At 57.8% G+C, this 15,514-nt stretch carries 13 protein-coding genes and 1 pseudogene; 9 read left to right on the plus strand and 5 right to left on the minus strand.

Going from position 1 to position 15,514, the window contains the following annotated elements; genetic code table 11:
* Positions 1 to 157: 157 nt before the first annotated feature.
* Positions 158 to 1,612, minus strand: coding sequence for an AMP nucleosidase (locus N438_RS19700; RefSeq protein ID WP_008804170.1), 1,455 nt, complete (start codon positions 1,610 to 1,612; stop codon positions 158 to 160).
* 130 nt (positions 1,613 to 1,742) lie between these two features.
* The gene (gene pmrD / locus N438_RS19705) at positions 1,743 to 1,988 is read right to left on the minus strand and encodes a signal transduction protein PmrD (RefSeq protein WP_008804171.1); all 246 of its coding nucleotides are present in this window, start codon (positions 1,986 to 1,988) and stop codon (positions 1,743 to 1,745) included.
* Between the two features lie 270 nt (positions 1,989 to 2,258).
* On the opposite strand from pmrD, the gene N438_RS19710 reads away from it, so the two are divergent.
* Entirely contained in the window at positions 2,259 to 3,881 is a 1,623-nt protein-coding gene (locus N438_RS19710; RefSeq protein WP_048268586.1) for an alpha/beta hydrolase, read from the plus strand.
* Here N438_RS19710 and N438_RS19715 read toward each other — a convergent pair.
* The 3 genes and pseudogenes from N438_RS19715 to N438_RS19725 all read right to left on the minus strand — a co-directional run bounded on the left by N438_RS19715 (position 3,792) and on the right by N438_RS19725 (position 6,521).
* Complete coding sequence (locus N438_RS19715) at positions 3,792 to 4,724, minus strand: nucleoside recognition domain-containing protein (protein ID WP_048268585.1); 933 nt, start codon at positions 4,722 to 4,724, stop codon at positions 3,792 to 3,794. The two genes, N438_RS19710 and N438_RS19715, sit on opposite strands and share 90 nt — an antisense overlap.
* 118 nt (positions 4,725 to 4,842) lie before the next feature.
* Positions 4,843 to 5,805 (minus strand): MDR family oxidoreductase, encoded by a 963-nt coding sequence (locus N438_RS19720; RefSeq protein ID WP_224224414.1) that lies wholly within the window; start codon positions 5,803 to 5,805, stop codon positions 4,843 to 4,845.
* A pseudogene (locus tag N438_RS19725) lies at positions 5,696 to 6,521 on the minus strand (TetR family transcriptional regulator C-terminal domain-containing protein). Before N438_RS19725 ends, N438_RS19720 begins: the two are co-directional and overlap by 110 nt.
* Positions 6,522 to 7,080: 559 nt before the next feature.
* Between N438_RS19725 and N438_RS19730 the strand changes: the two are divergent.
* The 8 genes from N438_RS19730 (at position 7,081) to N438_RS19765 (ending at position 15,471) form a co-directional block, all read left to right on the plus strand.
* Positions 7,081 to 8,715: a Na+/H+ antiporter gene (locus tag N438_RS19730; protein WP_012541138.1), complete on the plus strand. Its 1,635-nt coding sequence runs from the start codon at positions 7,081 to 7,083 to the stop codon at positions 8,713 to 8,715.
* A gap of 428 nt (positions 8,716 to 9,143) precedes the next feature.
* Positions 9,144 to 10,100: a serine O-acetyltransferase EpsC gene (epsC, locus tag N438_RS19735; protein ID WP_012967641.1), complete on the plus strand. Its 957-nt coding sequence runs from the start codon at positions 9,144 to 9,146 to the stop codon at positions 10,098 to 10,100.
* A gap of 63 nt (positions 10,101 to 10,163) precedes the next feature.
* Positions 10,164 to 11,069 carry a cysteine synthase family protein gene (locus tag N438_RS19740; protein ID WP_116696484.1) on the plus strand — a complete coding sequence of 302 codons (906 nt, stop codon included), beginning with the start codon at positions 10,164 to 10,166 and terminating at the stop codon, positions 11,067 to 11,069.
* On the plus strand, positions 11,062 to 11,490 hold the full coding sequence (locus N438_RS19745; protein WP_012541140.1) for a M67 family metallopeptidase: 429 nt from the start codon (positions 11,062 to 11,064) through the stop codon (positions 11,488 to 11,490). The genes N438_RS19740 and N438_RS19745 overlap by 8 nt, the downstream gene beginning before the upstream one ends.
* Before the next feature lie 59 nt (positions 11,491 to 11,549).
* Positions 11,550 to 11,840 (plus strand): MoaD/ThiS family protein, encoded by a 291-nt coding sequence (locus N438_RS19750; protein ID WP_008804180.1) that lies wholly within the window; start codon positions 11,550 to 11,552, stop codon positions 11,838 to 11,840.
* The gene (gene moeB, locus N438_RS19755; protein WP_087731555.1) at positions 11,837 to 13,012 is read left to right on the plus strand and encodes a molybdopterin-synthase adenylyltransferase MoeB; all 1,176 of its coding nucleotides are present in this window, start codon (positions 11,837 to 11,839) and stop codon (positions 13,010 to 13,012) included. The genes N438_RS19750 and moeB overlap by 4 nt, the downstream gene beginning before the upstream one ends.
* Before the next feature lie 37 nt (positions 13,013 to 13,049).
* Positions 13,050 to 13,994, plus strand: coding sequence for a family 2A encapsulin nanocompartment shell protein (locus N438_RS19760; protein ID WP_008804182.1), 945 nt, complete (start codon positions 13,050 to 13,052; stop codon positions 13,992 to 13,994).
* Entirely contained in the window at positions 13,981 to 15,471 is a 1,491-nt protein-coding gene (locus tag N438_RS19765) for a cysteine desulfurase (protein WP_116696429.1), read from the plus strand. The genes N438_RS19760 and N438_RS19765 overlap by 14 nt, the downstream gene beginning before the upstream one ends.
* The last annotated feature ends 43 nt before the right edge of the window (positions 15,472 to 15,514 follow it).

The following is a 15,514-nucleotide window of genomic DNA, read 5'->3' on the forward strand; positions in this document are numbered from 1 at the left end:
CCTGCTTTCGAGCAGGCTTTTTGCTTTTCTGCGCGCCACGCTTCCCTGTGGACGCACATCCAAAGTTCTCGCCGGGCCGTTCGTTTCGCTCATCCCGGCACTGACGATCCCCTGCGGGGAACGCCAGCGTGTTTCCTTTTTATCTCTGCGTCACCGGTTAGCGGAACGGCGGTTCGTTGAAGGTACGCAGCTTACGCGAGTGCATGTGATCTCCCTCGGCGCGCAGCAGGTCGATCGCCCGGATGCCTATCTGCAGATGCTCGGAGATAGCCCCCTCGTAGAAGCGGTTGGCCTGGCCCGGTAGCTTGATTTCACCGTGCAGCGGCTTGTCCGAGACGCAGAGTAGCGTGCCGTAAGGCACGCGGAAGCGATAGCCCTGGGCGGCGATGGTCGCGCTCTCCATATCGATAGCCACCGCGCGGCTGAGATTAAAGCGCAGCGCCGAAGCAGAATAGCGCAGCTCCCAGTTACGGTCGTCGGTGGTGACCACCGTTCCGGTACGCAGCCGCTGCTTCACCTCCTCGCCGGGCATCCCGCTCACCTGCTTGGTGGCGTCGTACAGCGCACGCTGCACTTCGGCAATGCTGGGGATCGGAATATCTGGCGGCAGTACCGCATCCAGCACATGGTCGTCGCGCAGATAGGCGTGGGCCAGCACATAGTCGCCGATAGCCTGGCTTTCACGCAGGCCGCCGCAGTGGCCAATCATCAGCCAGACATCGGGGCGCAGTACCGCCAGATGGTCACAAATGGTTTTGGCGTTAGCCGGGCCGACGCCAATGTTAATCAGGGTGATCCCTTTGCCGTCGTGGGTGATCAGATGCCAGGCTGGCATCTGGTGCTTCTTCCACGCCAGATCGGAAATGGCCTGTTCCGGCGCTTCCGTTTCCGCAGTGATCCAGATCCCGCCGGCGCAGGAGAGGGCGATATAGGGGCTGTCGGGATCGAGGATCTGGCTGCAGCCCCAGCTGACGAACTCATCCACATAGCGGGTATAGTTGGTGAACAGCACGTAGGGCTGGAAGTGTTCCGCCGGCGTGCCGGTGTAGTGACGCAGACGCGCCAGCGAAAAATCGACGCGGCGGGCGTCAAAGTGCGACAGCGGATAGAACTCGGTAGGGTGGAACAGGCCATCCGCGGTCTCATCGCCAATCTGTGACAGCTCGGTGGTGGGAAAATAGCGCGTCAGACCAGCGCTCATCGAGCGGTCGAGGGTCAGGGTGGAGCCATCTATCACATAAGGATAGGGGATCTCATGCTGCGACAGCTCGACGCTGATATGCGCGCCATAGTCCTGATACAGCAGGGTCAGCTGTTCCAGCAAATAGTGGCGGAACAGTTTCGGATTCGTAATGGTGGTGGTATAGCAACCGGCATGGGTGAAACGTCCCCAGGCGCGCGTTTTGAGGGCTTTATGATCGGCGCCGTCCCAGGAGACCGACAGCTGCGGGTAGACAAAAAGGCCTTCCGCACGGGCTTCGGTATCAGGGAGCGTATTATGGTCGATATAGTCGCCGATGGCCTTGCGTAACGCCGTGACCGAGGCTTCATAGCGCGCTTCCAGCTCGGCAAGCGCTTGTTCCGGGGTCAGACTGGCGGCCTTGTGATTCATTATTCGCTCCTTGTTTCAGGTCTGCTGACATTCCCGATAGTATGTCACAGCGTGAAAAGGACGAAGGGGAATTTATATATTGGATGCGAAGATACTGAGACTATAACTGGCTAAGGGCCGGACGTGCTCTTTATCCGCCGAGTTTGGCCCAGCGCTCACTGCTATAATGAGTGGCTTTGAGGATCTTCAACGTCTGCGCCGGGTTATTATTCAGACAATAACGAGCATTGGCCAGCGGAGTGAGTTTATCGCCTTCCTGCAGGTGGAGGCGACAAGCTTCAATTTCCGCAATCATCTCCAGCGCACCGCTCTGCAGCACGACGCAGCAGGAGCTGGTCATTGAATTTTTTCGTACTTTTTTTACCCACCACTCCATCTATATCTTCCTGTCCTGATCGCGTCCCTGCCGATAATTCATGTTTCCTCAAGGTCTGACAATAAGATTATCCCCTTGGTTTATACAGTGTTTAAAAATACGCGACCGAACGTTGATCTCATCGGTAGGCTTTTTTTCACCGAACATGAATGATCTGCCGGGTTTAATTTGCCGGAACCGATGACTATGCTGAGAAGCAGACAGTGAAAATAGCCTGTCAGGAATAGGGCAGATGAGTTCGGCTACGCGAAAAATATAAGAGGGAGCGTCATGAAGCATGTTTTACGCCACTGGCGAACGTCGGGCGCCGTGATTGGCTCACTGCTAAAAAAAGGGATCATTGCGGTACTGGTGCTGCTGGTGGTCTTTCTCGCCGGGCGGATCTATGAGTCCCAGCGTGGCCCGGCCCTGCATCGCTGGCATACCTGGAGCGCCAACGAGATGTCGGCCGAAGAGATCGACCAGGCGACCTTTGCCCAGTATCTGGCGCGGGAGAAGACGATTTTCGCCGATCTCCAGCGCGAGGTGACAGAGGCTTTGCCGGAGGAAGATAAAACCCCGGTCAACCGCTTTTATCGTCACAGCCGGGTCTGGCCGGGGCAGTTTAAGCAGGACTGGAATCGTTCTTTTGTGCTGTTGCCGCAGGGCAAGCCGCGCGGCAGCGTGGTGCTGCTCCATGGCCTGACTGATTCGCCCTACAGCGTGCGCTATCTGGCGCAACTCTGGCAGCAGCGGGGTTATGTGGCGGTGGTGCCGCGTTTGCCGGGACACGGCACCGCGCCGGGGGCGTTAACGGCGGTGGACTGGGAGACCTGGCTGGCGGCGACGCGTCTGGCAGTGCGCGAAGCGACGCGCCTGGCCGGGGCGGACGTGCCGCTGCATCTGGTCGGTTACTCTAACGGCGGCGCGCTGGCGCTCAAGTATGCTCTTGATAGCCTGGAAGACAATCACTTGCGCCAGCCGCAGCAGATTATCCTGCTGTCGCCGATGATCGGTGTGACCGCGTTTGCCCGTTTCGCTGGCCTCGCCGGGCTGCCGTCCATCTTCCCGGCGTTCGCCCGCGCGGCCTGGCTGAACGTGGCGCCTGAGTTTAATCCCTTCAAGTACAACTCCTTTCCGGTCAAGGCGGCAAGACAGTCCTGGTTATTGAGCCAGGCGCTGCAGCAGCAGATTATCCGCGCGTCCCGTCAGGGCGAGCTGAAAGCGCTGCCGCCGGTCCTGACCTTTCAGTCGGTGATGGATTCCACGGTCAGCACCCGCGCGGTGGTGGAGTCCCTGTATCGCTACCTGCCGGATAACGGCAGCGAGCTGGTGGTGTTCGATATTAACCAGGCGGCGGATCTCCGGGTCCTGTTCCGTCCCGCGCTCTATGCGGCAGTCAATACGCTGCTGCCCCCGGCGCCGCGGGCCTATACCACCACGGTGGTGACCAACGCGACGGCGCACACGCTGCAGACCATCGCCCGTACCACGCTGGCGCAGGAGCGGGATGAGCATCGTTATCCGTTGCATCTCGCCTGGCCGGCGGATATGTACTCTCTGTCGCATGTGGCGGTGCCGTTTCCCCTGAGCGACTCGCTGTATGGTCGCGAGCCGGAGGAGAAGAACCGCTACGGCATCAGCCTGGGCACCATTTCACTGCGAGGGGAAACCGGAACGCTGAGCGTGGGGCTGGAGACGTTAATGCGCGTCACCTCCAATCCTTTCTTTCCGTGGATGCTGGCGCGCGTCGATGAGCATATCACCTGCGGCGAGCAGGCGGCGGTGACGGCCTGCCTGAAAGCGCAGGCCAGAGCAGAGGCGTTAAAACAGGATCAGGTGCAGAACGGTACGCAGCAGGATGCCGACGATCGCCGCGGGAACGACAAAGCGAAACAGGCGGACAAACCGTGAGCTGATGCCGAGAAAAATACCGATACCGGGGAGGTCAAAGGTCTGGATCAGCAGGCCGGCCGAGGCGTTGACCTGGCTGACGGTCACTTTGCCCTGCTGGATCAGCTCAGAAATGACGCCAAAGTAGGCGGTGCCCCCGGCGACGCACTTCACCAGCGCCGGCAGCACAAAGTTCTGCGGGATATGCAGCCAGCCAAGTACCGGCTTCAGCGCCTGCTGTAGCAGGTCAATGGCCCCGGCGCCCTGCAGCAGTCCGACGATGGTTAACGACAGGATCAGCATCGGGACTGCGCCGAGCGCCAGGCGGATGGCGTCGGAGCCGGCGCTGTTGATCACCGCCAGTATGCCCTGGCTGTTTTGCTCGGCGTTGGGCAGCGCTTCCGCGCGGGGATTCTCGGCGACCGATAAGCGCCGTCCGGTGACGTGCCAGGCGACGGCGGCCGCGCACAGCCCGCCGACCACCGAGATAACGATCGAGGCCAGCCAGTGCAGACCAAAAGGGGTGAGGGGATAAAAGACGTTGCCTTGCCCCATGGCGAACACCATGGCCAGCGTGGCGGCCATTTGCCGGTCCGAGACGCCGCGTTTGTCCATAATCGACAGCGTCGCAAGCGGGGCGGCAAAGCTGACAAAGTTAATCTGGATCAGGGCGAAGGCGCTCATCCCGGTTAAGCCGAAGGGCTTCAGCAGCGGGGCAACCCAGCGAACAATCACATCGAGGATGCCGCGGACCTCCAGATATTTCATGATGATCAGCATGATCACCATAATCGGCAACAGCGTATACAGCGCAACGTCAACGGATGATTTACCCGCCGCCATAATGATGCTTATGACATCCATTTACTTTTTTACCACTCGCAAAGGCATCGGTTCGCGTCATCATAATCCCGTGGGGAAGGAAATGATATGCCTTGATCCTCTCGAAGTCCGGCGCCCCACGGGCGCCGGGAGAAGAGGATTACTGGCCGATATTGACCAGCGTCCGGCCGTGAATCGTGTTGCTGAGAAAATCTGCGGCATACGCTGGCGCCTGCTCCAGCGTGATTTCGGTGGCCGCCTGCTGGTAGTAGCTTTCCGGCAGGAGCTGGGCCAGACGCTGCCAGACGGCGTCGCGTTCAGCGGTCGGCACCATCACCGAGTCCACCCCCTGCAGGCGCACGTTGCGCAGAATAAACGGCATCACGGTGGTCGGCAGATCGAAGCCCCCGGCCAGACCGCAGGCGGCAACGCAGCCGCGGTATTGCGTCTGCGCCAGCACTTTGGCCAGCATCGTGCCGCCAACGGTATCCACCGCGCCCGCCCACAGCTGTTTCTCCAGCGGACGGGTCTCCGCGAAGTCGCTGCGCGGCAGGATCGCATCGGCGCCCAGCTGACGCAGGTAATCGTGCGTCGATTCCCGGCCCGATACCGCCGTCACCCGGTAGCCCAGCGCTTTCAGCAACACCACGGCGGTGCTGCCGACCCCGCCGCTGGCGCCGGTAACCAGGATATCCCCGCTTTCCGGAGTGACGCCCGCATTGACGAGGGCATCAACGCACAGCATCGCGGTAAAGCCGGCGGTGCCGATGATCATCGCCTGGCGCGCGCTGAGCGCCGCCGGCAGGGCAACCAGCCAGTCACCTTTGACGCAGGCTTCGGTGGCCAGGCCACCCCAGTGGTTTTCGCCTACGCCCCAACCGGTCAGGATCACGTCCTGACCGGGAGCAAAGCGCGGATCGCGGCTTTCACTCACCCGTCCCGCAAAATCGATGCCAGGCACCATCGGGAACTGACGGATGATTTTGCCTTTGCCGGTGATCGCCAGGGCATCTTTATAGTTGAGACTCGACCAGTCGATAGCGACCCGAACGTCGCCTTCGGCAAGGGCGGGCAGGTCGATCGCTTTGATGGCGGCGACGGTGCGGTTGTCGATCTGGTCCAGAACTAATGCTTTCATGACAGAGTATTCCTCGTCGGAAGGGGGTTATCGGCGCTAACGCCGTCCTGTGCAGGTGTTTTTGTTGTCATACTGTGCGCAAAAAATTCCCAGTACTGGTGAAGCGGTGCGGCGGACTGGCACAGCCTGGCGCGCATCACCGCGCCTTCCCAGCCGATCCAGAAGACCTGGGCCAGCGCGTCCGGTGAGGCGTCGCGGGCGATCGCTCCGGCAGCCTGCGCCTCGTGCAGGCAGCGGGCCACGCGCGACTCCCATGCCGTCAGAATCGCTTTTAATCGCCCGGGAAAGGTGTCGGGTAACAGAGGGGCTTCCTGCAGGAGGTTGCCCACCAGGCAACCGCGGCGAAACTGGTATTTCTCCATCCCCTGGCCGGCATGACGCACAAAAGCCGCCATCCGTTCCAGCGGCGGCACGGCGTCGTCCAGCAGGAATTTATCTAATTTATGCGCAAAAAAGTCGCCATAGGCGCTAAGCACGGCCAGGCCAAAGGCCTCTTTGCTTTTAAAGCAGTGATAAAACGATCCCTTGGGCACATCGATATTTCTGATAACGGCCTCGATACCCGCCGCGAGATAGCCCGTTTCGGTCAGCACTTCAAGGCCTGAGCGAATCAGCGCCTGGCGCGTATCGTCAAACTGGCGATCGACCTTGGGTGGACGACCGCGGCGGGGCTTCAGGACGGCGGAGGTATCGGGATTCATCATTTAGACCGTGTGGTTTAATTGTTGGTCAGGGTACGCCCAAACCCGGGATGGGGCAAGCGCAGCGTGGCGGAGGAGAGGGATGTCGAAAACCAGGGTCAGGAAGGCGGCCTGGCATGAGCATGTTCTGGCACTGTACGGCGATAACCGTTGTTTTCGGCAGTGAAATATTACTCTGCGAATTCTATTATGTTGCCTGGTAATATCCGTATTCGAAATACGATAAGAAGAACTAATAATATAAAAATATATTGATCCGTGATTACCATCAGGTGGGATAGACGAGCGCCAGAGATACCTGCATTGCGCTGTCGCAGACGCGGATTGTCAATTATTTGCAGACGATGGCGGATTGACAAAGGCGGTACGATAAAACACATTGTCACCCCTGGTTCGGCATGAGGCGCACCGTAGTTTAAATAACATCGCCATCATACAGAGATTGCTGACCTCTATTATCGGCGTCTGAAGCAATAAACCGGCGATGAAACAACACCTGCAAGGAAAGGAATAAAAGCGTGATGTACAGAATGAGTATTGCCGTCAGAGGAGGGGGCGAATGTCGCTAATTACTATTGTGTTGGTCTTTATGATGGCCATCGTCGTGACCGTGTTCGTGTCTCATCTTCTGCCCGTTAAGGTGCCGCTGCCGCTGATCCAGATCGCCGCAGGCGCTGCGCTGGCCGCCGGCGGATTTCAGGTCGATTTCGATCCGCATATCTTTTTGCTGCTGTTTATTCCGCCGCTGCTTTTCCTCGATGGCTGGCGGATCCCCAAAGACGCCTTTTTCAGGGATATGAAGCCGATTCTGTCGCTGGCGATAGGCCTGGTGATGGTGACGATCCTCGGCATTGGTCTGTTTATACACTGGCTGATCCCGGCTATCACCGTGGCCGCGGGGTTCGCCCTCGCGGCTATTCTGTCACCCACCGATCCGGTGGCGGTATCGGCAATGACCGCCAGCTCACCGCTTCCCTCAAGGATGGCGCATATTCTCGAAGGGGAGTCGCTGTTAAACGATGCTTCAGGCCTTGTCGCCTTTAACTTCGCCATCGCCGCGGTGCTGACCGGCAGCTTCTCCCCGGGAGACGCGGTAGTGAAGTTTTTCCTGATGGCGTTTGGGGGCATCCTCAGTGGCCTCGTGGTGGTGTGGGTCACCGGCAAATGCAACAACTTTCTCGTGCGGCGCACCCGCGAGGAGCCGGCAATTCAGATCCTGATAAGCCTGCTTATCCCCTTTGCCGCCTACCTGCTGGCCGAGGCGTTCCATGTCTCAGGCATTCTTGCTGCGGTGGCCGCCGGCATTGCGATGCACTATGAGCAGCTGTCGGGGCCCCGACTGCCGGCGACGCGTATGAAAAGCAGCGCGGTGTGGACCATGTTGCAGACCACCCTCAACGGCATGATTTTTCTCATGCTGGGCGAGCAGCTGCCGCGCATGCTGAAGACGCTTCCTGCGGTGGCCAGTCAGGCCGGCGTCTCGTCTCCCTGGTATCTGCTGCTGTACGCGGTGGCCATCACCCTGGCGCTTGGCCTGATGCGCTTTGCCTGGGTATGGCTGTCGATGACCCTGACGATTTTCCGCCGCAAGCGCCGGGGCAAGGCTATCACTATTCGTCCGCGATTCAGCATTATGGCCGTCATGGCGCTGGCGGGGGTAAAAGGTTCCGTCACCCTTGCCGGTATCCTGACACTACCGGTATTGCTGGCGGATGGCTCGCCGTTTCCGGGGCGGGAACTGCTGATCTTTCTCTCAATGGCGGTGATCCTGATGTCGCTCATCGTGGCGGCCGTCGGCCTGCCGTACATGACCCAGTATCTGGCCGATGATTTACCCCATGACACCGGGAAAGACAATATCGGTGCGGTGATGACCGAAGTGGCGATTAACCGCCTGAATGCGCTGCTGGACGAGTCGGTGGACGATCCGAATGAGCAGGCTTTGCGGGTCGATGCGGGCAATATGCTGCTGGAAACGTACCAGCGGCGGCTGCACTATAACGACAGTGACGAGGAGCAGGACGTCGGGCTGGAGCTGGCGAAGCGCGCCAGGCTGGAGAAGTATATGCAAAGGGAGGTTATTATCGCTCAGCGCCAGGAGCTGTTCCGGCTGCGGCGCGCCCATAACATCAGTGATACGACCTTTTATGAAGTGCTGCGGGAGATAGACCTCAAGGAAGAAAGCTTGCGCTAACAAACATGGCCGGTGGGCCGGGGCGTTAGCGCTGAAAGGGGCTGGTTCGCCTTCCGGAAGAGGTGTTCTGCCGCGGTATAAAACAAAGCCTGCTGGAAAAGCAGGCTTTTTTTATGTTGGCGGCCTGGACTGGCGAACAGTGGCAGATGGGGCGAGTTGCTCTGAAAGCAAACCTCTGGCTCTACTTATTGCAAGGAACCTGCTTTTCCCCATCTCACTGGGGTTTGATGCCTACAATGCTTGACCAGGCGGGACGCGATGTCACGACTGAGCGAGGTGAGGGGGGAAGAATACCTTGATTTTTAACTATTTATTCTTTTCAGCTATTTAAAGTCAATAAGGTTATTTGTTTTTAATGTGGGTAATGCATAAAAGTGAGGTAACGCCAAAAAGAATTTTATCGATTTGCTTTTATGAAGGATATTATTATGCCGGAAGCGGGTGAATTGTATCTCTTGCCGAAAAGAGAAAATAACTGGCATTTAAATAATGTCGTCAATGAATTGCGTCGCGTTCGCCAGGCGTGGCGCGATGAGCACGCGAAGAATAATTATCGTAATAAACGGAGTTTACCTTCCCGGGAAAGCGTTAATTCCGTCGCGGATACATTGATAAAAGTGCTTTATCCGATGCGCTTAGGCGACGTGGACTTACGCAAAGAGGGGGAAGATTATTACGTCGGCCATTTGCTGGGCACCGCGCTGGACAGGCTCACCGAAGAAGCACTTCTGGAACTCTATTATCAGTCGGATGAGCAGGCGGAAAATGAGGTCCTGTTGCAGGAGGCGGTCAGACGCGTTCAGCAGTTTGCCAACCGTTTACCGGTCATCCGTCAGCGTCTTGACGGTGATATACTCGCCGCTTATCAGGGTGACCCCTCCGCGCGCAGCATGGATGATGTGCTGCTCTGCTACCCGGGAATTCATGCGGTGATGCACTATCGGCTGGCCCATGAGCTGCATCAGCTCGACCTTCCGCTGCTGGCGCGCATCATCACGGAAAAGGCGCATAGCCAGACCGGAATCGATATTCATCCCGGTGCGCAGATTGATGATGGATTCTTTATCGATCACGGAACCGGCGTGGTCATTGGTGAAACCGCCATCGTCGGTAAACGAGTACGTATTTATCAAGCCGTCACCCTGGGGGCCAAACGTTTCCTCGTCGGTGAGGACGGACAATTGCAAAAAAATTATCCTCGCCACCCTATTATTGAAGATGACGTTGTGATTTATGCCGGCGCGACAATCCTCGGGAGAATTACCATTGGGGCGCGCTCCAGCATCGGAGGAAATATCTGGCTAACCCGTGATGTGCCACCGGACAGTAATGTTCAACAGGCGCGAATACAGCAGAGACATTTCAGCGACGGCGACGGCATTTAATCATTACAAGAATAAATAAACCTATCGTTCCCGTACCATTAAAATAGCAGCGTGATCATTATTATGAATTTACTTGAAACGATTGGCGAGACGCCTTTAATAGCCTTGCCCTCTTTTTCTGCAGAATTATCGGGTGTCACGCTGCTGGCAAAAGCTGAATTTATGAATCCCAGCGGCTCGGTGAAAGACCGCGCGGCAAAAGCGATGGTACTGGACGGAATTGCGCGGGGGTTATTGACGCCGGATAAAACTATTATTGATGCGACCAGCGGTAATACCGGAATTGCTTACGCGATGATCGGCGCCGCGCTGGGGTATCACGTTCGGCTGTATCTCCCGCAGAATACCAGCCCGGAGCGTAAAAAAATAATTCGTCAGTATGGCGCCACGATTGTGGAGACTGATCCGCTTGAAGGTTCCGATGGCGCTTATCTTGAAGTCCAGGCCCAGGTCGCCGCACACCCGGAGCGCTATTTTTATCCCGACCAGTATAACAACCCCGTTAATCCGCAAACGCATTTCGCGACCACCGGGAAAGAGATCTGGGAGCAAAGCGGAAAGCAAGTCACCCATTTTGTCGCCGGGATGGGCACGTCAGGCAGTTTTATCGGCACCGCCCGGCGGCTGAAGTTTGAGGATCCGCGGGTGAAAACCCTCGCCGTTCAGCCCGCTTCGCCATTCCATGGCATTGAAGGGACTAAGCATATGGGCAGCAGTATTAAACCCGGCATTCTCGACGAAACCCTGTTTGATGATGTGATTTCCGTCACCACCGAGGAGGCCTATGCGAGTGCGCGACGCCTCGCCCGGCGGGACGGCATTTTTGTCGGTATTTCATCTGGCGCCAATGTTGCCGCCGCCGCACGGCTGGCCCGCACGCTACCGGCTGGTTCGGTGGTGGTCACGCTGCTGTGCGATGTGGGCTCCCGCTATTTGACCGACCCTTTCTGGAATGAAACCCATGATTGAATTGACTCGTGAAATTGCCAGACAGATTGGCGCTGAAGGGGAAAAGACCTATCCCAATGAATGCTGTGGTGCGCTTTTTGGTCATTTATCAGCGCAGGGCGATGGCCGCGTGACGGCGATTTTCCCCATCGTCAACGCGCGGGAATCGGAAGAGCAGTACCACCGCTTTGTTATCACCGCCGACGACGCCTTGCGGGCGGAGCGTGCTGCGCTGGCGGAAGGTGTGGATGTCATCGGCTATTACCATTCGCACCCCGATCATCCGGCCATTCCATCGGAATTTGACCGTGAACATGCCCTGCCGTTTTACGCCTACATCATCGTGGCGGTCGCGCAGCGGCAGGCGGGGGCGCTGACCAGCTGGCGGCTCACGCAGGACCGCCTGCGCTTTTTGCAGGAGGAAGTGCACATCGTTTCATGACGTGAATAACAGGCACAACGTTGCCGGAAACCAGAGCAAAACACGGAGAGATTATCACTATGGCATCGACATTACTGATCCCCACTGCGTTACGCGCGTTCACCGACGGTCAGGGGAAAGTGACCCTCGAAGGTCACACCGTTGGGCAGCTGGTCGCGGCGCTGGCGGCGCGATATCCAGACATTCAGCCGCATCTGTATGACGACGCAGGCGCGTTGCGCAGCTTTATCAATCTGTATGTGGGCGAACACAATATTAAAACTACCGGTGGGCTGGAGACGCCGGTTAGCGATGGGGCGGAAGTGTTGCTGGTTCCCGCCATTGCCGGTGGCGTCGGGAAGGCGATATGAGCAGACCGAGCATTATCCCGGACGACCGTCGGTCTGAGCTGACGCATGCTGAAATTGCCCGCTACAGCCGCCACTTGCTGCTGCCAGAAGTCGGGCTTGAGGGGCAAAAGCGTCTGAAGGCCGCCCGCGTGTTGCTTATTGGCACCGGCGGGTTGGGGGCGCCAGTGGCGCTTTATCTGGCCGCGGCGGGGGTTGGTAAGCTGGGGATTGTCGACTTTGATTTTGTCGATATCTCCAACCTGCAAAGGCAGATTATTCACAGCACCAAAGATATTAACCGCCCCAAAGTCGCTTCGGCGAAAGACAAGATTAAAGCAATTAACCCCGAGATTCAGGTGGAAACCTATAACACCACCCTGAGTAGTAAAAACGCGCTCGAGATCATCCGCGAATACGACCTGGTGGTCGACGGCACGGACAATTATCCCACCCGGTATCTGATCAACGATGCCTGCGTGTTACTGGGTAAGCCGCTGGTCTACGGCTCCATCTTCCAGTTTGAAGGGCAGGCCAGCGTTTTTTATGCCGGGCAAGGGCCCTGCTACCGCTGCCTTTATCCCGAGCCACCGCCGCCGGGGCTGGTGCCCTCCTGCGCGGAAGGCGGCGTGGTCGGTGTGTTGCCGGGAATTATTGGCACCATTCAGGCCGCGGAAGCCATCAAGCTTATCGTCGGCGGCAGCGAGAGCCTGATCGGCCGTCTGCTGCTCTTTGATGTGTGGCAGATGAAGCAACGTGAACTGCGGCTGGAGAGGGACCCCGGCTGTCCGGTCTGCGGTGAGCATCCGTCGATCCATGCGCTCATCGACTATGAGGAGTTTTGCGGGCTGAAACCTGATGAGTCAGAAGCACCCATTGAAAGCGTCACGGCGCTTGAGCTTCATGCGTGGATAGAGGAGGGAAAACCCCTGCAACTGATCGACATTCGTGAGCCCCACGAAAGAGCGATCGCAAAATTTCCGCAGGCCAAAGTGATGCCGCTGGGCCAGATAGTCAGACGTATCGATGAATTCGATCCGACGGTCGATGCGGTGTTTCTGTGCAAGATAGGGCAGCGCAGTATTTTCGCCATTCGGGCACTCCAGCGCGCAGGTTATCAGGGGCGCGTGATGAATTTAAAAGATGGCCTAAACGCCTGGGCGCGGGATGTCGATACCCGTTTACCGCAGTACTAACCTTCAGCTCCACTCTTTCAAACACTAAGGACTTAACATGGCAGAACAAAAAAGTATTAATGCACTGGGGCGTGAAGCCGCGTATCAGTTAGCGAATGTGACCAAAACGGCGCCGCAATTCGCGGCAATTACTCCGCGCTGGGTCAGTCGTTTTCTCGATTATAAAGGGCTGGAGTCGGGAATTTATCGCGTCAACAAGGTCGTGGAGGGGGAGACGCCGCTGGACGTATTATGCAGCCAGGATCCTTCGCGCGTAGAGATACCGCAGGGCTATATTGAGTATCAGACCACACCGCGTGAATATCAGCTGGATTCGATCTCGACCATTATTAACGTTGATACCAAAATTGCCGATCTCTACAGTTCGCCCTATGACCAGGCGTCAGAGCAAATTGCGCTGGCGATCGAAAGCCTGCGTGAACGCCAGGAAAGCCAGCTTATTAATAATGATGAATATGGACTGCTGAAAAATATTGATGACTCGCAGCGCATTCAGACCCGCAACGGCCGGCCGACGCCGGATGATCTGGATGAGTTGTTGTCAAAAGTGTGGAAAGAGCCTTCCTTCTTCCTCGCCCATCCGCGGGCCATTGCCGCCTTTCAGCGTGAGGCCACGCGACGCGGTGTGCCGCCGGTCACGGTGAACCTCCATGGCGGGACTTTTATTCTGTGGCGCGGTATTCCGCTGATCCCTTCCGATAAACTGTTTGTCGACGGACTGAAGAACCCAAAAAGCCAGGGCGGGAAAACCAATATTCTGCTGATTCGCTCCGGGGAAAGTAAACGCGGCGTGCTGGGGCTTTATCAGGAAGGGCTGCCAAACGAGCAGTCTCGCGGGCTGTCGGTGCGCTTCCGCGGGATCGATGATAACGGCGTGGCCTCTTATTTACTCTCACTTTATTGCTCCGCCGCTATCCTGGCCGATGATGCCATTGCTGTGCTGGAAGATGTTGAAGTGGGTGAATATTATGACTACGAGTAATTTATTCACGCTTCCCTATGCGCCGGGCGGATGGCCCGGCGAGGCGGGTGACGCCCCCTCTGCACGCGATTATGGTCTGCCCGACGCGCGGGATCTGCAAGGGTTGCTGAGCGATACGCCCGCCCGTCCGCGCGGAGTGGAGGCGGCCTACGCGCCGCGGGTGGTGCCACTGGGCCAGGAGAGCAGGGCGGATATCGCCCCTCGCGGGTTTGCAACATTGCCTGCTTTCGGCTCCCGGCCTGCGCCAGCGGCGCGGGTTGGGCAGATCCCGGTTGAGCTGATCCGTGCAGATTTTCCGATCCTTGCCGAACAGGTGGAGGGGCATCCGCTGGTGTGGCTGGATAATGCCGCGACGACCCAGCGCCCGAAGCAGGTTATCGATCGCATCAGCCATTATTATTTGCACGAGAACTCGAACGTTCATCGGGCGGCGCATACGCTTGCCGCTCGTTCCACCGATGCTTATGAAGCCGCGCGGGAGAAAGTATCGCGCTTTATTGGCGCCCGCGGCCCGGAGAATATCATCTTCGTGCGCGGCACCACGGAGGGACTCAATCTTATCGCGCACAGCTACGTGAAGCCGCTGCTACGCCCTGGGGATGAAATTATTCTCACGCAGCTTGAGCATCACGCCAACATTGTGCCGTGGCAACTTATTGCGCAGGAGACGGGCGCGACGATCCGCGTTGCGCCGGTTGATGAGCACGGACAGCTGATCGTCGAGGAGTATATTCGGTTATTCAACGATAAAACCCGTTTTGTGTCCGCCACTCACGTTTCCAACGCCCTGGGGACCGTGACGCCGGTTCAGGAACTGGTGCAGATCGCCCATCGTTTTGGCGTGCGTATCGCCATCGACGGCGCGCAGTCTATCTCACATATCCCGACCAACGTCACGGCGCTGGATGCCGATTTCTTTGTCTTCTCCGGGCATAAAATTTTTGGACCTACCGGGATCGGCGTCGTCTATGGCAAGCAGGAGGTACTGGAAGCGGCGCGCCCGTATCAGGGCGGCGGGAACATGATTGCCGACGTGACCTTTGAGCTGACGCGCTATCAGCCTTCGCCGAATAAGTTTGAGGCGGGAACGGGCAATATTGCCGATGCCGTCGGGCTGGGGGCGGCCATCGACTATGTGACCTCACTGGGGATCGAAAATATTGCGCAGTATGAGCATGCCTTACTGGAGTATGGGATTGCGAAGCTGTCGGCTATTCCGGGCCTGACGTTGGTCGGCACCGCGGCGAACAAAACCAGCGTCTTGTCTTTTGTGCTGGCGGGGCATGAAAATGAAGCCGTGGGGCGCTATCTCAGTCAGGTTGGCATCGCTGTGCGGTCCGGGCATCACTGTGCGCAACCGATCCTGCGTCGTTTGGGCTATGAGAGTACCGTCCGGCCTTCGCTGGCTTTTTATAACACGCCGCAGGAAATTGATTTTCTCGCCGAACAGGTTGCCCGATTTGCCGCGCGGCAATGACGCCGTAAACCGCGTAAGGCCGCATGAAAACCGAAAAGCAAAA

The organism is Klebsiella sp. GL120222-02 (genome assembly GCF_003097195.1).
GTDB classification, from domain to species: Bacteria; Pseudomonadota; Gammaproteobacteria; order Enterobacterales; family Enterobacteriaceae; genus Klebsiella; species Klebsiella variicola.

Excerpts from the sequence above, each read along its gene's own strand:
- epsC (WP_012967641.1), top strand. The coding sequence starts at position 9,144 with ATGCCGGAAGCGGGTGAATTGTATCTCTTGCCGAAAAGAGAAAATAAC.
- pmrD (WP_008804171.1), bottom strand. The coding sequence starts at position 1,988 with ATGGAGTGGTGGGTAAAAAAAGTACGAAAAAATTCAATGACCAGCTCC.
- N438_RS19750 (WP_008804180.1), top strand. The coding sequence starts at position 11,550 with ATGGCATCGACATTACTGATCCCCACTGCGTTACGCGCGTTCACCGAC.
- N438_RS19730 (WP_012541138.1), top strand. The coding sequence starts at position 7,081 with ATGTCGCTAATTACTATTGTGTTGGTCTTTATGATGGCCATCGTCGTG.
- moeB (WP_087731555.1), top strand. The coding sequence starts at position 11,837 with ATGAGCAGACCGAGCATTATCCCGGACGACCGTCGGTCTGAGCTGACG.
- N438_RS19765 (WP_116696429.1), top strand. The coding sequence starts at position 13,981 with ATGACTACGAGTAATTTATTCACGCTTCCCTATGCGCCGGGCGGATGG.
- N438_RS19745 (WP_012541140.1), top strand. The coding sequence starts at position 11,062 with ATGATTGAATTGACTCGTGAAATTGCCAGACAGATTGGCGCTGAAGGG.
- N438_RS19710 (WP_048268586.1), top strand. The coding sequence starts at position 2,259 with ATGAAGCATGTTTTACGCCACTGGCGAACGTCGGGCGCCGTGATTGGC.
- N438_RS19740 (WP_116696484.1), top strand. The coding sequence starts at position 10,164 with ATGAATTTACTTGAAACGATTGGCGAGACGCCTTTAATAGCCTTGCCC.
- N438_RS19715 (WP_048268585.1), bottom strand. The coding sequence starts at position 4,724 with ATGGATGTCATAAGCATCATTATGGCGGCGGGTAAATCATCCGTTGAC.
- N438_RS19760 (WP_008804182.1), top strand. The coding sequence starts at position 13,050 with ATGGCAGAACAAAAAAGTATTAATGCACTGGGGCGTGAAGCCGCGTAT.
- N438_RS19700 (WP_008804170.1), bottom strand. The coding sequence starts at position 1,612 with ATGAATCACAAGGCCGCCAGTCTGACCCCGGAACAAGCGCTTGCCGAG.